The organism is Microvirga sp. BF8 (assembly GCF_059888585.1).
Genome location: NZ_CM187619.1, coordinates 3,285,032 through 3,302,735, shown reverse-complemented (window position 1 = coordinate 3,302,735; position 17,704 = coordinate 3,285,032). Strand labels below are relative to the sequence as shown.

At 63.9% G+C, this 17,704-nt stretch carries 17 protein-coding genes and 1 tRNA gene; 13 read left to right on the top strand and 5 right to left on the bottom strand.

Annotation, left to right across the window (positions count from 1 at the left end; translation table 11 throughout):
- Window position 1: 1 nt before the first annotated feature.
- The 5 genes from murA to AC522E_RS15695 all read left to right on the top strand — a co-directional run bounded on the left by murA (window position 2) and on the right by AC522E_RS15695 (window position 4,258).
- Complete coding sequence (murA, locus tag AC522E_RS15715) at window positions 2-1,291, top strand: UDP-N-acetylglucosamine 1-carboxyvinyltransferase (protein ID WP_500747200.1); 1,290 nt, start codon at window positions 2-4, stop codon at window positions 1,289-1,291.
- 242 nt (window positions 1,292-1,533) lie between these two features.
- On the top strand, window positions 1,534-1,977 hold the full coding sequence (locus AC522E_RS15710) for a DUF2948 family protein (RefSeq protein WP_500747199.1): 444 nt from the start codon (window positions 1,534-1,536) through the stop codon (window positions 1,975-1,977).
- Window positions 1,977-3,269: a histidinol dehydrogenase gene (gene hisD, locus AC522E_RS15705; RefSeq protein WP_500747198.1), complete on the top strand. Its 1,293-nt coding sequence runs from the start codon at window positions 1,977-1,979 to the stop codon at window positions 3,267-3,269. The genes AC522E_RS15710 and hisD overlap by 1 nt, the downstream gene beginning before the upstream one ends.
- A 15-nt stretch (window positions 3,270-3,284) precedes the next feature.
- Complete coding sequence (locus tag AC522E_RS15700) at window positions 3,285-3,770, top strand: UPF0262 family protein (protein WP_500747197.1); 486 nt, start codon at window positions 3,285-3,287, stop codon at window positions 3,768-3,770.
- A gap of 2 nt (window positions 3,771-3,772) precedes the next feature.
- A complete protein-coding gene (locus AC522E_RS15695) occupies window positions 3,773-4,258 on the top strand; it encodes an arsenate-mycothiol transferase ArsC (RefSeq protein ID WP_500747196.1) in 486 nt (161 codons plus the stop codon).
- On the opposite strand, the gene AC522E_RS15690 is transcribed toward AC522E_RS15695, so the two are convergent.
- The 3 genes from AC522E_RS15690 to AC522E_RS15680 form a co-directional block, all read right to left on the bottom strand.
- Window positions 4,220-4,546 carry an AzlD family protein gene (locus AC522E_RS15690; protein WP_500747195.1) on the bottom strand — a complete coding sequence of 109 codons (327 nt, stop codon included), beginning with the start codon at window positions 4,544-4,546 and terminating at the stop codon, window positions 4,220-4,222. The two genes, AC522E_RS15695 and AC522E_RS15690, sit on opposite strands and share 39 nt — an antisense overlap.
- Window positions 4,543-5,241, bottom strand: coding sequence for an AzlC family ABC transporter permease (locus AC522E_RS15685; RefSeq protein ID WP_500747194.1), 699 nt, complete (start codon window positions 5,239-5,241; stop codon window positions 4,543-4,545). Before AC522E_RS15685 ends, AC522E_RS15690 begins: the two co-directional genes overlap by 4 nt.
- Window positions 5,242-5,320: 79 nt before the next feature.
- On the bottom strand, window positions 5,321-6,070 hold the full coding sequence (locus AC522E_RS15680) for a TerC family protein (protein ID WP_500747193.1): 750 nt from the start codon (window positions 6,068-6,070) through the stop codon (window positions 5,321-5,323).
- A 286-nt stretch (window positions 6,071-6,356) separates the two neighbouring features.
- Between AC522E_RS15680 and AC522E_RS15675 the strand changes: the two genes are divergently transcribed.
- The 7 genes from AC522E_RS15675 to AC522E_RS15645 all read left to right on the top strand — a co-directional run bounded on the left by AC522E_RS15675 (window position 6,357) and on the right by AC522E_RS15645 (window position 15,460).
- A complete protein-coding gene (locus tag AC522E_RS15675) occupies window positions 6,357-7,013 on the top strand; it encodes a tripartite tricarboxylate transporter TctB family protein (RefSeq protein WP_500747192.1) in 657 nt (218 codons plus the stop codon).
- A complete protein-coding gene (locus AC522E_RS15670) occupies window positions 7,013-8,515 on the top strand; it encodes a tripartite tricarboxylate transporter permease (RefSeq protein ID WP_500747191.1) in 1,503 nt (500 codons plus the stop codon). Before AC522E_RS15675 ends, AC522E_RS15670 begins: the two co-directional genes overlap by 1 nt.
- A gap of 59 nt (window positions 8,516-8,574) precedes the next feature.
- Window positions 8,575-9,555, top strand: coding sequence for a tripartite tricarboxylate transporter substrate binding protein BugD (locus tag AC522E_RS15665; protein WP_500747190.1), 981 nt, complete (start codon window positions 8,575-8,577; stop codon window positions 9,553-9,555).
- 124 nt (window positions 9,556-9,679) lie between these two features.
- Window positions 9,680-9,756 (top strand) — tRNA-His (locus tag AC522E_RS15660).
- A gap of 283 nt (window positions 9,757-10,039) precedes the next feature.
- Window positions 10,040-10,792, top strand: coding sequence for an ImuA family protein (locus tag AC522E_RS15655; RefSeq protein ID WP_500747189.1), 753 nt, complete (start codon window positions 10,040-10,042; stop codon window positions 10,790-10,792).
- On the top strand, window positions 10,710-12,215 hold the full coding sequence (locus tag AC522E_RS15650; RefSeq protein ID WP_500747188.1) for a Y-family DNA polymerase: 1,506 nt from the start codon (window positions 10,710-10,712) through the stop codon (window positions 12,213-12,215). The genes AC522E_RS15655 and AC522E_RS15650 overlap by 83 nt, the downstream gene beginning before the upstream one ends.
- Window positions 12,212-15,460 (top strand): error-prone DNA polymerase, encoded by a 3,249-nt coding sequence (locus AC522E_RS15645; protein WP_500747187.1) that lies wholly within the window; start codon window positions 12,212-12,214, stop codon window positions 15,458-15,460. Before AC522E_RS15650 ends, AC522E_RS15645 begins: the two co-directional genes overlap by 4 nt.
- Before the next feature lie 198 nt (window positions 15,461-15,658).
- On the opposite strand, the gene AC522E_RS15640 is transcribed toward AC522E_RS15645, so the two are convergent.
- On the bottom strand, window positions 15,659-16,459 hold the full coding sequence (locus tag AC522E_RS15640) for an outer membrane protein (RefSeq protein WP_500747186.1): 801 nt from the start codon (window positions 16,457-16,459) through the stop codon (window positions 15,659-15,661).
- Window positions 16,460-16,921: 462 nt separating this feature from the next.
- On the opposite strand from AC522E_RS15640, the gene AC522E_RS15635 reads away from it, so the two are divergent.
- Entirely contained in the window at window positions 16,922-17,140 is a 219-nt protein-coding gene (locus tag AC522E_RS15635) for a hypothetical protein (RefSeq protein WP_500747185.1), read from the top strand.
- 4 nt (window positions 17,141-17,144) lie between these two features.
- On the opposite strand, the gene AC522E_RS15630 is transcribed toward AC522E_RS15635, so the two are convergent.
- Window positions 17,145-17,420 (bottom strand): hypothetical protein, encoded by a 276-nt coding sequence (locus AC522E_RS15630; protein ID WP_500747184.1) that lies wholly within the window; start codon window positions 17,418-17,420, stop codon window positions 17,145-17,147.
- Window positions 17,421-17,704: the final 284 nt, after the last annotated feature.

Here is a 17,704-nt window from a genome sequence, read left to right as displayed (position 1 = left end):
CATGGACCGCATTCGAATCCGGGGCGGCGCGCCTCTCACAGGCTCGATTCCGATCTCAGGCGCCAAGAACGCGGCCCTGCCTCTCATGATCGCCAGCCTTCTCACCGAGGAGACGCTGGAACTCGGCAACGTGCCGCGCCTCGCCGATATTTCCTCGCTCCTGCGGATCCTGACCAATTTCGGCGTCGATCACATGATCGCGGGCCGGCGGCCAGGGGAATCGACCCAGACAGGCCAGACGATTCGCCTCAGCGCCAAGACCATCATCGACACGACGGCGCCCTATGAGCTGGTGTCCACGATGCGGGCGAGCTTCTGGGTCATCGCACCGCTCCTGGCCCGATTCGGCCAGGCCAAGGTGTCCATGCCCGGGGGCTGCGCCATCGGCACGCGGCCGGTCGATCTGCTGATCATGGCTCTGGCCAAGCTTGGCGCGGCCATCGAGATCGATGGCGGCTACGTCGTCGCGACGGCCGCGAAGGGCCTGAAGGGCGCCGAGATCGATTTCCCCAAGGTGACGGTGGGTGGCACCCATGTGGCCCTGATGGCTGCAACGCTCGCTGAGGGCACGACAGTGATTCGCAATGCGGCGCGGGAGCCCGAGGTCGTGGACCTGGCGCAGTGCCTCATCAAGATGGGGGCCCGGATCGAGGGCTCTGGCACCTCCGAGATCGTGATCGACGGCGTCGCCCGCCTCGGGGGCGCGACGCACGACGTCTTGCCCGACCGGATCGAAACCGGCACCTATGCGATGGCCGTCGCCATGACAGGCGGGGATATCGTGCTCGAGAACACCCGTCCGGAGCTCCTGCAATTCGCACTCGACGTTCTGCAGCAATCCGGGGCCGATGTCTCGCCGACCATCGGCGGAATCCGGGTCCGCCGCAACGGCAACGGTATCCAGGCCGTCGATGTGACCACCGATCCCTTCCCTGGCTTCCCGACCGATCTTCAGGCTCAGTTCATGGCCCTGATGACCCGGGCGAATGGCACGGCGCGGATCCGCGAGACCATCTTCGAAAACCGATTCATGCACGTCCAGGAGCTGGCCCGCCTCGGTGCCCGGATCCGGCTGGATGGCGACAGCGCCTATGTGGAGGGCGTTCCCGCCCTGAAAGGCGCGCCGGTCATGGCGACCGACCTGCGCGCGTCCGTTTCGCTTGTGATCGGCGGTCTGGTGGCCGAGGGCGAGACCACGATCAACAGGGTATACCATCTCGACCGGGGCTTCGAGGCTCTGGAGAGCAAGCTGGCGCGCTGTGGGGCGGATATCGAGCGGCTTCGGGGTTAGGACACCGCGAAGGCGCCTGCAGCGCACCGGCCGGGCATGGCGGTCCCATAAGGCCAGGGCCGTCGCCGGTTCGGAGGTTGCACTCAGCGTACGGGCTCTCTACCTAGAGCTTGATCGTATCTTAGAGGGACACGATCAAGCTTCAGGCTTGTGGAGTGCCGCATGATCATGACGGACAACCGGCTTCCACTGGTCCTGATCGTGCTCTGGCTGTCAAAGCTCCAGCAACAGGTGACCGGCCCATGGACCTCCTGAAACTCGTCGCTCTCGACCAGGAAGATCTCACCGTCGTTTCGATGCATCTGCAGGATGCCATTGTGCGCGTCGGCGATATCGCCTACCTGCCGAAGGAGCGGTGCTTCGCCATCGTCGCCCGCCGTTTCGACTGGGAGACCGAACCCGACAAGCCGCCCCAGCGGCGCCTGACGGGCATGCACTTCCAGCAGGTCAAGGGCGTGCGCGTGCGGGGCATCGATCAGAGCAACAAGGACGCCGTCCTCAACCTCCTGGCCATTTCGTTCGAAGAGCATGATGCACCTTCCGGCACGGCGACCTTGATCTTCGCGGAAGGCGGAGCCATTCAGGTCGATGTGGATTGCATTGAGATGCAGATGAAAGATCTAGGACCCGTCTGGGCCGCCGAGAGCCGCCCCACCCACGCCGAGACGTCGGCGGAGCCCAACTGATGGTGCAACGACTCGACGCGCGGAATGCCGATTTTCCGCAGGCTTTCGCCAATCTCCTCGCCACGAAACGCGAGATATCGGAGGATGTGGACCAGGCCGTCCGTATCATCATCGACGACGTGGTCGATCGCCGCGACGCGGCGCTGATCGACTACACCCGTCGCTTCGACCAGCTCGACCTCACACCTGAAACCCTGCGGATTTCGGATGCGGAAATCGACGCCGCGGAGGCGCAATGCTCGCAGGAAACGCTTGAGGCGCTTGCGCTCGCAAAGGAGCGGATCGAAGTCTATCATCGGGCCCAGCGACCGCAGGATTCCATGAGCACCGATGCGATCGGCGTCACGCTCGGCTGGCGCTGGAATGCGATCGAATCCGTCGGTCTTTATGTTCCGGGCGGACGAGCGAGCTATCCGTCGTCCGTCCTGATGAATGCGGTGCCCGCGAAGGTTGCAGGCGTTCCCCGTGTCGCCATGGTGGTCCCCACCCCCCGCGGCGAGACGAACCCCCTCGTTCTGGCAGCCGCGCGGCTCGCCGGCGTCGATGAAATCTTCCGCATCGGCGGTGCGCAGGCGATAGCAGCGCTCGCCCATGGCACGGAAACGGTCGTTCCCGTCGCCAAGATCGTCGGTCCCGGCAACGCCTACGTGGCGGCGGCCAAGCGCCGGGTCTTCGGGACGGTCGGCATCGACATGATCGCCGGTCCCTCCGAGGTGCTGATCCTCGCCGATGCACATGCGAATCCGGATTGGGTCGCCGCCGACCTGCTGGCCCAGGCGGAGCATGATCCCGTCGCGCAGTCGATCCTTATGACCGACAGCCCTGCCTTGGCGGATGCGGTGGAGGCTGCCGTCCAGCGCCAGCTCCGGACATTGCCGAAGGCCGAGATCGCGGGGGCGAGCTGGCGCGATTACGGCGCCATCATTCTGGTGCCGAACCTGCACGATGCCGTCCCTCTGGTCGACCGTCTGGCGCCCGAGCACCTCGAGATCGAGACCGAGAACGCGGAGATCCTCGCCGGGAAAGTCCGCAATGCCGGCTCGATCTTCCTCGGCAGCCATACGCCCGAGGCCATCGGCGATTATGTCGGCGGCCCCAATCATGTCCTTCCGACCGCGCGGTCCGCGCGTTTCTCGTCGGGACTTGGCGTCCTTGACTTCATGAAGCGGACCTCGATCCTGAAATGCGACCCGGCCGCGCTCCGCGTGCTCGGGCCGGCTGCCATTTCACTCGGGCGGTCGGAGGGGCTCGAGGGGCACGCGCGATCGGTGGCGATCCGCCTGAACCTGTGACGGATCGGAGGTCGCATGGCGAGCGAAGCAAACGAGCGATGCCGGTTGGTCGCCGTCACGCTCGATGAGGCCTCCATCGGTCGGGGCAACCCGGACCAGGAGCACGAACGGGCGATCGCCATTTACGATATTCTCGAGGAGAACCACTTCGGTCTGCCGCATTACGACGGTGGGCCGTACATCCTCCATATCGGGCTGGTCGAGAAGAAGCTGTGCTTCGAGGTTCGAAGCCAGGACGGAAGCGTCCTCGTCTCGCATCACCTCTCGCTGACGCCATTCCGCAGGACGATCCGCGACTACGAGATGATCTGCGACAGCTACTACAAGGCCATCCGCGAGGCCTCGGCTGCGCAGATCGAAGCCATCGACATGGGCCGTCGCGGCCTGCACAACGAAGCAGCAGAACTCCTGATGAAACGGCTCGACGGCAAGCTCGTCCTCGATTTCGACACGGCCCGGCGCATCTTCACGCTCATCTTCGCGCTGCATTGGCGAGGCTGATCGTGGCGGAGGCGCGGCCCAGGCGAATCCACTCGGTTCTGTTCGTCTGCGCCATGAATGCGGTACGCTCGCCCATGGCCGAGGCTCTCGCCCGGCATTATTTCGGCCAGTCGATCTATGTGCAGTCGGCCGGAGTAAGGAAAGGCGAGCCGAACAGTTTCATGGCGGCAGCACTCGACGAGATCGGTATCGACGGCACCAGGCACAGGCCGCGCACCTTGCAGGAACTGGAGGAGTGGGAGGGATTGAATTTCGATCTCATCATCTCCCTTTCCCCCGAAGCACATCACGCAGCCCTCGAGCTGACGCGGACTCTTGGTGCCGAGGTGGAATACTGGCCGACGCCGGATCCGACTCTCGTCCAGGGCTCCCGCGACCAAGTGCTCGATGCCTATCGCAACGTCCGCGACGGGCTCTCCTATCGCATCCGCCTGCGGCTCAAACAGGGGTCAGAAGCCCAGCGCCCGGATGAGACTGAGAGTGCCTAGTCCGGCGGCAAGGCCGACCAGTTCGATCCTGATAAGGGCCATGGTCACCACGCCGGCGGCAATGCTCACGATCGCGGGAAGGCCGTTGTCGATGGTCATGGGCAGGATCGTCGCAAGGATGATCGAGCCGGGCAGGGCGCGCAGGCCGCGTTCCATCCGTGGCGTAATCGCAACCCTGCTCATCACCACGGCACCGGCGATGCGGCACAAATAGGTCACCAGGGCCATGGCTGCGATGGCGATGGTCGAACCCCATGGGCCCGCGGCAAGGGCAGCGAAATCGATCATTCGATCAGCATTCCCGCAATGACGCCTGCCAGGGCACCGACGATAATGAAGAAATATCCAGGCACCAGGGCATGGACCACCAGTGAAACCAGCCCGGCGATGAGCCAGGGCAAGGCAGGTCTGGCGCCTTTCCAGAGCGGCACGAGCATGACGCTGAAGAAGATCGGCATGACGAGGTCGAGGCCGAAGCGCCGCGGTTCGGGGACAAGCGCCCCGGCGAAATAACCCATGAGCGTCGAGGCGAGCCATAGGAGCCAGAGGGTGATTCCGCACCCGAGCAGCACCGCGGTGTTCCGTCCACCTTCGCTGTAGTATCGGGTGCCGATGAGCCAGCCCGCTTCGGTGACGAGGAAGAGATTGAGTGCGCTGCGCGCCTTCGGCTCATGCCGCAGCCAAGGCTGCAGGGTCGCGCCGAGAAGGATCATGCGTGAATTGACGACCGCCGTCACCGTCATGATCGTGAGGATGGTCGCCGGCGACCACGCCGCCTGCCAGATTTCGAGCCCGACCATCTGCGAGGCGCCTGCATAGACGAAGGCGCTCAAGCCGAAGGTCTCCCCGAGGGACAGGCCTTTCTGCGAGGCCGCCGTCCCGAAGGCCATGGAAAACACGATGAAACCCGGGAACGCCGGAAGGGCGGCGCGGGCGCCAAGAATCATTCCGGCGAAGGAAAAATGTGGTCGTGGGGCGGACATCAGCGTTTCGTTGTGGCGATGCTCTGTGCCCGCCGCCTTTGCCCGCGTCAACCGCGCACTTCGCGAAAGGCGCGCAGGCTCAGGTCTTGGCTTCCTTCTGCGCTGCGCTCCGCCCCAGGAGCCAGCCGCCCGCAATCACGAACAGGGCACCGATGGCCGCGGCGCTGTAGAGCACCATTCCGACCGGCTTGATATCGAGAGGCGGGTGGCCTGGATCTGGCATGACAAGCTGCGGATAGGCGTTGGACAGCCAGCCGAGGACGACGGGGTCCGTGACGATCATCTCTGCGGCAATGTAACCAAGGAGCGCCGCTCCCGCCCAGACGAAAATCGGGAAGCGGGTGAGGAGGTTCGTGATCAGCGAGGCGCCCGCCATGATGAGCGGAATCGACAGAAGCAGACCGAAGATGAAAAGCTCGGGATGCCCGCGCGAGGCTGCGGCGATGGCAACGACGTTGTCGAGACTCATGACCGCATCGGCAATGGCGATGGTGCGAACAGCCTTCCAGAGCGAGTCGCTCGCCTTGACCTCGTGCCCGCCTCCCTCCTCTTCTCCCTGGATCAGCTTGAGGGCGATCCAGAACAGCAGGAGGCCGCCTCCGACGCGCAGATAGGGGACGCCGAGGAGGTAGGAGATGATCAGGGCGAAGACGATTCGAAGCCCGACGGCGACACCCGCGCCGAGAAAGATGCCCAGCTTCCGCTGGTGGGCGGGCAGGGAGCGGCAGGCCATCGCAATGACGACAGCATTGTCGCCTGAGAGCAGAATATCGATCCAAACAACCTGAAGCAGGGACAGGAGAAACGTACTTGAGAGAAAATAGTCCATGCGCCAGGCCTTGGAGGTCTTCGGAATATGTGCCGAGAAATGAAGATGCTTACCTATATATGAGTGGCCGGATTTCAAAGATCTAAATCGCCGAATTTTGTGGCTATATCGTTCCGACGCCCGCGAATAGGTCGAAGGTCTTACGCTCGATAGGCTTGGCCCGGGTGCCAAAAGCCTTGAAAACTTTGCCGAATTGGTTGATCCCGAGGCGCGGTTTGGGCAAAAATCGATCTTGAAGAACAAGGGAGCGCGCGTCGGACACGCTCCGCGGGGAGGCCACGTATCCATGGTTCACGGGCAGGGGCGGGAACGCCACGGAATAATCCGCTCGTCTCAAAATCTCGCAGCAGGGCTGTTTCTGCTTTTTCTGGCCGTATTGGCGCTGTGGCTGACCCGTGATCTTCCCCAGGGTCGTCTGAGCGCCATGGGTCCCAGTATGTTGCCGGATTGGCTGGCCTATGGGGTCGGCCTGTGCGGGTTGGCGCTCATCGCCGCCGCCTTTCTCAAGGACGGCGAGCCCCTCGAGGCCTGGAGCCTGCGGGGACCCTTCTTCGTGGTCCTGGGCATTCTTGCCTTTGCCGTCACGATCCGACCCTTCAGCCTGGGCCCGGTGTCCATTCCTGGGCTGGGGATGATCATCGCAGGCCCGCTGGCAATCATTATCGGCGGATATGCAACGGCCGACACGCAATTTCGCCAGCTGCTTGTTCTTGCCCTGAGCCTGACGCCCTTCTCGATGCTGCTGTTCGGCGACATGCTCAACTTGCCGATCCCGATCTTCCCACAGGCCCTCACCGGGATTCTCCCGGCGACATGGTCCCAGAAGACCATTCTGAGGGTCCTAGCCGCGCTGATGGTCGTGGCGGCTGTGATCGTTCAACTGACGGCACGGAAGCGCGGAGGCGACAGGATCGACGTCGTCAAGCAACCCGAGGAAGTCTGATGAGCGATCTGATCTCCAATCTCAGCCTCGGCTTCGGCGTCGCCCTTTCGGTACAGAATATCGGCCTTGCCTTCCTCGGTTGTCTCGTCGGCACACTCATCGGCGTCCTGCCGGGCGTCGGCCCGATCGCGACCATCGCCATGCTGCTGCCGATCACCTTCGGGCTCGACCCGGTCGGTGCGCTGATCATGCTCGCCGGCATCTATTACGGCGCGCAATATGGCGGCTCGACCACGGCGATCCTGGTGAACATTCCCGGCGAGGCGACATCGGTCGTCACCACCCTCGACGGTCACCAGATGGCGCGCCAGGGCCGCGCCGGCGTGGCGCTTGGAATTGCAGCCATCGGCTCGTTCTTTGCCGGGACGGTGGCAACCCTCGTGATCGCAGGCCTCGGCGCGCCGCTGACGGGTCTCGCCCTCATCTTCGGCCCGGCCGAATATTTCTCGCTCATGGTCATGGGCCTGGTCTTCGCCGTCGTCCTGGCGCGCGGTTCGATTCTCAAGGCGATCGCGATGATCCTGGTCGGCGTCCTGCTCTCGACGGTCGGCACCGACCTCGAGACAGGCCAGGAACGCATGACCTTCGGTCTGCAGTTCCTGACCGACGGAATCGACTTCGCAGTCCTGGCCATGGGTGTGTTCGGCGTCGCGGAAATTCTGCGCAACCTCGACCATACCGAGACCCGTGACGTGGTCCGGCAGGCCATCGGCCGCCTCCTGCCGAACAAGGAGGACTTCCGGCAATCCTACAAGCCGGTGCTGCGCGGAACCTTCATCGGCGCAATCCTCGGCATTCTGCCGGGTAATGGCGCCGTGCTCGGCCCCTTCGCGTCCTACACGGTCGAGAAAAAGCTCGCCAAGGATCCGAGCCGTTTCGGCCGGGGCGCCATCGAGGGCGTGGCGGGCCCGGAATCCGCCAACAATGCGGGCGCGCAGACGGCGTTCATTCCGCTCCTCACGCTGGGGATTCCGCCGAACGCAGTGATGGCTCTCATGGTCGGTGCCATGACGATCCATGGCATCGTGCCCGGGCCGCAGGTGATGACGCGCAATCCCGAACTGTTCTGGGGCATGATCGCCTCCATGTGGGTCGGCAATCTGATGCTGCTGGTCATCAACCTGCCGCTCGTCGGAATGTGGGTGCGGCTGCTCAAGGTGCCCTATCACCTGATGTTCCCGGCGATCCTGATGTTCTGCTGCATCGGCATCTATTCGATCAACTCGCTGCCGACCGACGTGATGTTCATCGGCTTCTTCGGCATCGTCGGCTACATGCTGATCAAGTTCGGCTTCGAGCCTGCGCCGATGCTTCTCGGCTTCGTGCTCGGCAAGCTCCTGGAGGAAAACCTCCGCCGGGCCCTGATCCTGTCGCGAGGATCGCTGGAGACCTTCATCGACCGTCCGGTCAGCGGGGTCCTGCTTCTGGTCGCCGTGGTCCTCCTGGTGGTGGCGTTGCTGCCTTCGATCCGCAAGGGGAGGGACGAGGTGTTCACCGAGTAGCTTGCCGTCCCGGCTCGCTGTTCCACAATGTAAGAAGATTACTTTCCAGGGAGAAGACAATGAAGAAAATCGCACTGGCCATCGCCGCAGGGCTCGCCATCGGCGCCACGGGCGCCGCCCAGGCGCAGGGGAACTATCCCCAGCGGCCGATCACAATGATCGTACCTTTCGCGGCTGGCGGCCCCACGGATGTGATCGCCCGCATCGTCGGCGATCACATGTCCCGGACCCTCGGTCAGCAGATCGTGATCGAAAATGTCGCCGGCGCCGGCGGCACGACGGGCATCACCCGCGGCGCGCAATCGCAGCCGGACGGCTATACGATCATGATGGGCCACATGGGCACCCATGGTGCAGCGCCGGCCCTTTATCCGAATTTGAAATACAATCCGGCCAAGGACTTCGCACCCATCGGCCTGGCGGCTGGCACCCCGATCATCATCGTGGCCAGAAAGGACTTTCCGGCCAACGACCTGAAGGGCTTTCTCGATTACATGAAGGCTAATGGCGACAAGGTGAACATGGCCCATGCCGGGGTGGGATCCGTGTCCCATTCGACCGGCATCTTCCTGAATTCAGTGATCAAGGCCAAGCCGACGATGGTCGCCTATCGCGGCACCGGGCCGGCGCTCAATGACCTGATGGCCAACACCGTCGATTACATGACCGATCAGATCGTCAACGTCGCGCCGCAAATCCAGGGCGGCAACATCAAGGCTTTCGCCATCGCGACGGCTGAGCGTTCGCCTGCCCTGCCGAACCTGCCCACCACGAAGGAGGCCGGCCTGCCCGAATATGAGGTCAGCGCCTGGAACGCCGTCTTCGCGCCAAAGGGGACACCGCCGGAGATCGTGGCCAAGCTCAACGATGCCCTTGTCAAGTCCCTGGACGACGAGAACACCCGGAAGCGCCTTCTCGACCTCGGCGGGGTCATTCCCACCAAGGCCGAGCGTACCCCCGAGGCCCTGCAAAAGCTGGTCGAGTCGGAGGTGGCGCGCTGGACTCCGGTTCTCAAGGCGGCCGGAGCTTCTGCGGAGTAAGCTCCTTCCACCCGGCACGATCTCCTTGGCGGCGGGCTCCACGGCCCGCCGTTTTTGATTTTGGGGCTGCCGTACAAAGAAGCCTTGAAATTGATCTCTTGGGCGATTACACCCTGCCACGCGTGCAGCCGTAGCTCAGTTGGTTAGAGCACCAGATTGTGGATCTGGGGGTCCCCCGTTCGAGCCGGGGCGGCTGTACCATTTCAAAGTCAAAGACTTGAGCGCGGCTCGTCCTGGCTTAGAAGCCGTGAGACATCCATCAGGGTAACATTGGGGCAACGGAAGGCTCTTCCGAGTTGATCGGCTGCCTCCTTGCGGAAAGATGGCCATCCGGGCGGCCATCGTTGAACCCATCTGCCTGCTGTGCCGGCCATGAAACAGTCTTCTCCCCAGAATTAACAGCCTCATGCGGCAGATTGACTCTGCGGCACGCGAGAACATAATAGGAACATCGACATATCGAAGATGAGGATGGTCAGGGCGCATGCGTGCCGGGCAACAGACAGTGCTGGCCGAATTACGGCACGAGATCGAGCGCTTCGGCGGCAGCGCGCGGCACAAGCCACATCTGGCCTTCGGCCTCGCTCCTCTCGACCGCAGCCTGCCCGGCAACGGCTTGGCCCGTGGCGCACTGCACGAGGTGATCGAGGGCGGAATGGCCGCCGAGTTCGCCGGTTCCGCGACGCTCTTCGTGGCTGGCATTGCGGCCCGTCTCAGAGGCCCGGTGCTGTGGTGCCTCAACCGACGCGACCTGTTTGCCCCCAGCCTGGCCGCGGCAGGCCTGCATCCTGACCGGGTGATCTATGCCGAAGCGTTTCGCGAGCGCGACATCCTGCCAAGCATGGAGGAGGGCTTGCGCGAGAAGGGCTTGGCCGCCGTCATCGGAGAGGTCACACGGCTCGGCCTGACCTCATCACGGCGGCTGCAACTGGCTGCGGAATCCTCCGGGGTGACGGCGCTCGCCTTGCGCCGCTGGTGGACAGTGGCCGAGAAGGAACTGACCGGCTTGCCGAACGCGGCCGTCACGCGCTGGCGGATCTCACCCTTCACCTCCCAGGCGCCGCCCGCCCCAGGCCTGAGCCGTGCTCAGTGGCATGTCGAACTCCTGCGCTGCCGTGGCGGCGAACCGCGTTCCTGGATTGTCGAGGCCTGCGATGCGAAGGGTCGTCTCGCTCTACCTGCCGACCTGGCCCACCGATCGGATCCGCCGCAAGTTCGGCGATCCGCCGCGGGATAAGCCGCTCGTCACCGTCATCAGCGAAGGCTCGCGGCGACTTCTGGCGGGCGTTGATCAGGCGGCGCATGCGCTCGGGCTGCGCACAGGCCAGACCTTGGCCCATGCCCAGGCATTGGTGCCCGACTTGCATGTGATCGAGGCAACGCCGGAGGAGGATGAGGCCTCGCTTCTCGAGCTGGCGCGCTGGTGCATCGGCTACTCGCCGATCGTCGCGCCCGATCCGCCCGATGGAATATGGATCGACGTTGCGGGGTCGGCTCATCTGTTCGGCGGCGAGGAAGGCCTTGTCGATGATCTGATGAAGCGCCTGACGGCCCAAGGTATCCAGGCCATGGCCTGCGTGGCGGATGCGCCGGGCGCGGCCTGGGCTGTGGCGCGCTACAGCATCATGAGCGTCGTTCCGCCGGGCCGGTCCGTCGATGCCGTCGCAACACTGCCGGTGGCGGCGCTGCGCCTGCCGCTGAAAACCGTCGAGGGTCTGCAGCGCCTCGGCATCGAGCGCATCGGTCAACTCGCGGCCATGCCGCGAGGGCCGATGGTGAGGCGGTTCGGCAGGGAAGCGGCTCTGCGGCTCGACCAGGCCTTCGGGCATGTGTTCGAGCCGCTCAATCCACTCATGCCCAAGGAATTGCCGTCGCAGCGTCTGGCATTTGCCGAACCGATCGGGCGGCTCGAGGATCTTCAGGATGTTGTCGGTCGGCTGTCGGACGCACTCTGCAAAGTTCTCGCGCGGCAAGGGCAGGGCGCGCGCCGGCTTGATCTGATCGTCGAGCGGGTCGACAAGCGCAGCATCGCCTTGCGGGTCGGCACCGCCAGAGCCAGTCGCGATGCCAGGCACCTCGCCAGGCTCTTCGACGAGCGCCTGCAGATGATCGATCCGGGTTTCGGCATTGACGCTGTGGCTCTGCTCGCCAGCAAGGTCGAGCCGCTCACCGAGCAGCAGATGCGGACCACAGGCGTCACGGGTGCGGATGGCAGCGATGTGGACTTGAGCCATCTGGTCGATCGTCTCGGAGCGCGGCTCGGCACCAGGAGCGTCTACCGGCTCGCTCCCGTCGAAAGCCGCATTCCGGAGCGGTCCATGCGGCAGATTTCACCGCTGGCGCCGCCGACCGGACAGAGTTGGCCCGAGACCCTGCCGCGGCCGACACGATTGATCGATCCGCCGGAGCCGGTCACGGCGACGGCACTTCTGCCGGATCATCCGCCGCGGCTCTTCGTCTGGCGGAAGGTACGCCACCGTGTCGTTCACGCCGATGGCCCCGAGCGCATTGCCGGCGAGTGGTGGCGCAGCGACAAGGAGCGCACGCTGGTGCGCGATTACTACCGGGTGGAGGACGAGCAGGGCGCCCGCTTCTGGATCTTCCGTGATGCGCCGGCCGATCAGGGCGGGCGCTGGTGGCTGCACGGGCTCTTTTCATGACCTCTTATGCGGAACTCCAGGTCACGACGCATTTTTCATTCCTGCGCGGTGCGTCGAGCCCGGCCGAACTGTTCGAGCAGGCCAAGCTCCTCGGCATCGAGGCGCTCGGCATCGTCGACCGCAACTCGCTCGCCGGCATCGTCCGGGCCTATGACGCCGCGAAGGAAACCGGCGTTCGTCTCATCGTCGGCTGCCGGCTCGATCTCATGGATGGCACGTCGCTGCTGGTCTACCCGACCGACAAAGCCGCCTATTCGCGCCTGTGCCGATTGCTGAGCGTCGGAAAGGCGCGTGCCGGCAAGGGCAAGTGCTCTCTGGCCTGGGAGGATGTGGCGGCCTGGAACGAGGGGCTCCTCGCCATCCTGCTCGGAGACGAGGCGGGTGAGACGCTGGCGGTCAATCTCAAGCGTCTGAAGCAGGTCTTCCAGGACCGGGCCTATATGGCGCTGATCCGGCGCTTCGCGCCTAACGAGCATCTGCGGCTCTGGCGGGTCGAGCAGGAGGCCCAAGTGCAGGGCGTGCCCTGTGTGGCCATGGGCGATGTGCTCTATCACCATCCCGCGCGCCGGATGCTGCAGGATGTCGTGGCCTGCATCCGTCAGGGCTGCACCATCGATCAAGCCGGTTTCCGTCTCGAGCGCCATGCCGACCGCTTCCTCAAGGATCCGGAGGAGATGGCGCGCCTCTTCGAGCGCCATCCCGAGGCTTATGCCCGGACGCGGGAGATCATGGAGCGCTGCCGCTTCTCACTCGACGAGCTGCGCTATCAATATCCGGCCGAGACAGACCCTGGAGAGACGGCGCAGGAGAAGCTCGAACGGCTGACCTGGGAGGGAGCCAAGAGCCGTTACCCGGAGAGGCTGCCCGATAATGTGGCGGCACAGCTCCGCCATGAGCTGACTCTGATCGAGAGCCTCGGCTATGCGCCTTACTTCCTGACCGTCCATGCCATCGTGAGCTTCGCCCGCTCGCGCGACATCCTCTGCCAGGGCCGCGGCTCGGCGGCGAACTCCGCCGTCTGTTACGTGCTCGGCATCACGTCGATCGACCCCGTGCGCTCGGACCTGCTGTTCGAGCGCTTCATCTCCCAGGAGCGCAACGAGCCGCCGGACATCGATGTCGATTTCGAGCATGAGCGCCGGGAAGAAGTCATCCAGTGGATCTACGACACCTATGGCCGTCACCGGGCGGCCCTGACGGCCGTGGTGAGCTGCTACCGCACCCGTGGTGCCGTGCGCGAGGTCGGCAAGGTGCTGGGCGTGCCGGAGGATGTCACCAGTGCCTTGTCCAGCATCGTCTGGGGCTGGAGCAACGACGGCTTCAGTGAAGAGGATGCCAAGGCGCTCAACCTCAACCTGAACGATCCGCGGCTGTGCCTGACGCTGGAATTGGCCAAGGAGCTGATCGGTGCCCCGCGCCATCTCTCGCAGCATCCCGGCGGCTTCGTGCTGACCCAGGAGCGCCTCGACGACCTGGTGCCGATCGAGCCCGCCGCCATGGAGAACCGGCAGGTGATCGAGTGGGACAAGAACGACATCGAGACGCTCAGGTTCATGAAGGTCGATGTGCTGGGATTGGGCATGTTGGGCTGCATGCGCCGTGCCTTCGAGCTGCTGCGCGACCATAAGCGGATCGATCTCGATCTGGCCCGCATCCCGCCGGAGGATTCCGACACCTACGCGATGATCCGCAAGGCCGACACGGTCGGGGCGTTCCAGATCGAAAGCCGAGCCCAGATGGCAATGCTGCCGCGCATGAAGCCGAAGACCTTCTATGATCTGGTGATCGAGGTCGCCATCGTCCGGCCGGGACCGATTCAAGGCGACATGGTGCATCCCTACATCCGGCGACGGGAGGGCCGGGAGCCGGTCACCTATCCCAAGCCTGAACTGGAGCGCGTCCTCGGCAAGACTCTGGGCGTGCCGCTGTTCCAGGAACAGGCGATGCGGGTAGCGATCGAGTGCGCCGGCTTCACGCCCTCGGAAGCCGATCAGCTCCGCCGGGCCATGGCGACCTTCAAGTTTACGGCCGGCGTCTCGAAGTTCCAGGACAAGCTCGTCAACGGCATGCTCGCCCGTGGCTATGACCGCGACTTCGCCGAGCGGACCTTCAAGCAGCTCGAGGGCTTCGGCTCATACGGCTTCCCGGAGAGCCACGCTGCATCCTTTGCCCTGATTGCCTATGCGTCGTGCTGGCTGAAGCGCCATCATCCGGACGTGTTCTGCTGTGCGCTGCTCAATGCTCAGCCGATGGGCTTTTACGCTCCCGCACAGCTCGTGCGGGATGCGCAGCAGCACGGGGTCGAGATCCGCCCCGTCGACATCAACCATTCCCATTGGGACTGCACCTTGGAAGAACCAGAGCGGGAGGGGTTGTTGGCTGTGCGTCTCGGGCTCTGCATGGTCAAAGGCCTCGCCAATGCCGATGGCGGCCTGGTGCCTCTGATGCGTGCCGACCGACCCTACACCACAATCGAGGAGTTCTGGCGCAGGGCGGGAATTTCGGTCCCGGCCTTGGAAAGGCTGGCGGAGGCCGACGCGTTCGGATCCCTGCAGCTCGATCGCCGCGACGCGCTCTGGGCCATCAAGGGCTTGAGTGATGAGCCGCTGCCGCTCTTCATGGCCGCGGACGGAGCTGATCCGCAGCCGGAGGTGAACGAGCCTTTCGTCGCCCTCATGCCGATGACGGAAGGCGGCGAGGTGGTCGAGGACTACCGTTCCAAGGGATTGACGCTGCGGCGTCATCCGGTGGCGTTCCTGCGAGCCGATCTGGATAAGCAAAAGGTTGTGCCCTGTTCCTCTCTGAGGCAGGCCCGGAATGGCTGGACAGTGACTGTCGCAGGATTGGTGCTGGTGCGTCAGAAGCCGGGCTCGGCGCGGGGCGTGACCTTCATGACGATCGAGGACGAGACGGATGTCGCCAACATCGTCATCTGGGCGGATCTCTTCGACAGGCAGCGCCGCCTGATCCTGACCAACGGCATGCTCGGATGCCGCGGCCGGGTGCAGCGCGAAGGGCAGATCATCCATGTCATTGCCCAGCACTTCATCGACTACTCGGATCTTCTGCGCAGCGTCGGGCAGCGGGGCGGGGCATTTCCGTTGCCCTATGGACGGGGCGACGAGGCCAGGACAGGCGGCGGGCCGGACCTGCGCGTCCCGGGAGGCGGCAGGCCGCCAATGCCCTCAGACCCTCCCTTGAGCGACACGGCGGAAATCCGGGTGAAGTCGCGGAACTTCCGGTAAGTCCACAGGCAACTGGAGCCAGCCTTTCAGCGAACCCGCCGATTCATCCCCGCCGCGACGTGCAACCTCTCCTCGAAGGCGCTTCACATGCCTGCGCTGTAGAAGATCCCAGGCCGGCGGGAAAGCAGACCGCGCTCAGGGCCGACATGGAAGAGGCCCGGAAAAAACCGGGCCTCTTCCCATAGTGCCCGATGGGCCTCAGTAGGTGCCGAACTTGACGTTCAGCTTGGCGCGGATGATTCCGAAATCGCTGTCGTTGTTGTTGGCGACAGGTGCGAGGACCGTCGCAGTGGGGAGGCCGACGACCGCTGGCGTGAATGTGCCAACAGGTCCGTTGAAGTCATTGCCGCGATCGATGTTAAGCCACAGGCCCTCCACCCCGAAGGTGACGGCAGAGGAGCCGAACAGGTTCCAGCTCGTGGGCAGAGCCCACTCGACACCGCCGCCGAGGACCCAGCCCGTATCGTTCTCGGTGTAGGCGAGACCACCGGTGCCGTAGATCAGGACGCGGTCGATCGCGAAACCGATCCGGGCGCGCAGCGTGCCGAACCAATCTTCCGAGGTGTTCCGGAAGACGCCGGGCACGAAGGTGCCGGCGAAGCCGGCCGCCGGCACGAAGACGGCGTTCTGATCATTGCCGGTATCCGCCCACTGGATGTCGGCCTCGGCGCCGATCACGAAGGAGCCAATCTGGTAATTGTAGCCGACCTGGCCGCCGCCGACAAAGCCGCCGTCGTCTCCGCCTGGGAAGATCAGTGTTCCGGAAAGGCCGGGAGTGCCGACGCCGGGCGACAGGAAAACCGGTTCGCGATCGCCATTGCGCCAGCCATAGCCGGCGTTCACGCCTACATAGAAGCCGGTCCAGGTGAAGACCGGAACAGCCGCGATGATCGGGGCCGGGGGAGCGGCGCGGGTGGGGAGATCCGCAGCGGAGGCGGCGGAGACGCCGATACTTGTGATTGCCGTAGCGGCAAGGAAATTCAGCAGACGGATTTTCATGATTGGGCTTCCCTTGTGTGAGGACTCACTCGTACAGGCTACGACCAGTTGCTTAAGAATTGCTATGGCTGTACAGCAACACTACGGGATTTCCTGCGGCCAAGCTTTTGCAACCAAGGTTCTACCACTAAAGATACATAGTAAGAATACTAACTTATCTTGTGTGAATACATGCGCATATTTGACAGGCGTGGAGCTCTGTGCCCTACTGTCCGGGCTTTTCGGAGAGGCTTCCGAAGGGTGAGTTGAGACAAACTCAACCCTGTCCCGGCGAGGGACAGGGTTTTTTCTGGACGGAAGCCCACACCTCCGCGACGACACGAAGGCCGCCCGGATCGAAAGCCGCCTTGGAGGGACGGCGTTCGTTCAGAGGCTTGCCGGCAGCTCGGCCGTCAAATGACCTTAATTCTTGTCCAGGGATGCGCCTTCGGACTGATCTTCTGACCTTCGCATCCAGACACCATGAACGATTTCAAGCAGGCGAACGGGAGCCGGTTCGCGGGGACTCTCGGTCGACTCCATGAAGCCAATGTGCTCCACACCCGGATCAAAGGATTGAAAGTCCTGCTGGAACTCCAGCGGCGGCAGATCGAGGCGCTGAACGACCGCCTTTCCGCCGGCACGCCCGGCGATGTTGCCGCACGGCGTCTCCGCGATCTCAAGCGGGCGGGGAAGAGCTGAGACGTCAATCGTCGTTGGAGGAGTTGAGTTCGTCCGGCTTCAGACCCTCGTCGACATCGGCTTCCCTCATCCTGGCCAGCCATTCGATCTGGTCCTGAACGAATTGCGGATCGCTATGAAACCGCATGGCGCACGCAACGAGAAAGGTCGGGATTTCGGGAAGGTCCTCATCGGCAAGGTCTGGAAGGACCAGCTCGAGCTCCGTCATGTTGCTGGCTGTCACGATGGCGGCTTCCGTAGGGGGGACCGCGATTGCTGCAGTCTTGGTCTGTTTGCTCATACCACTCACATCGTTGGACCGGAAAGGCCGCCGGCGTTCAGGTTGTCGCCGGACTGCACCCCGTCGGTCATTCATCATAACGACCAAGCTTACATCCGGTTCGGCGAGGATGACGCATGGGTTGAAACTTGGCTAGCGAGGCGAGGGGGCGCAGGCTCCGTTCCGATCGATGCGCCCACCCGAATTTTAGATCCAATGTCCAGACAAATTGTCCGGATGATGCACTCAACGCCTTGCGGTTTGGCCTGGATATGGCTGAACTCCAAGAATTGCTTATTGGTTTC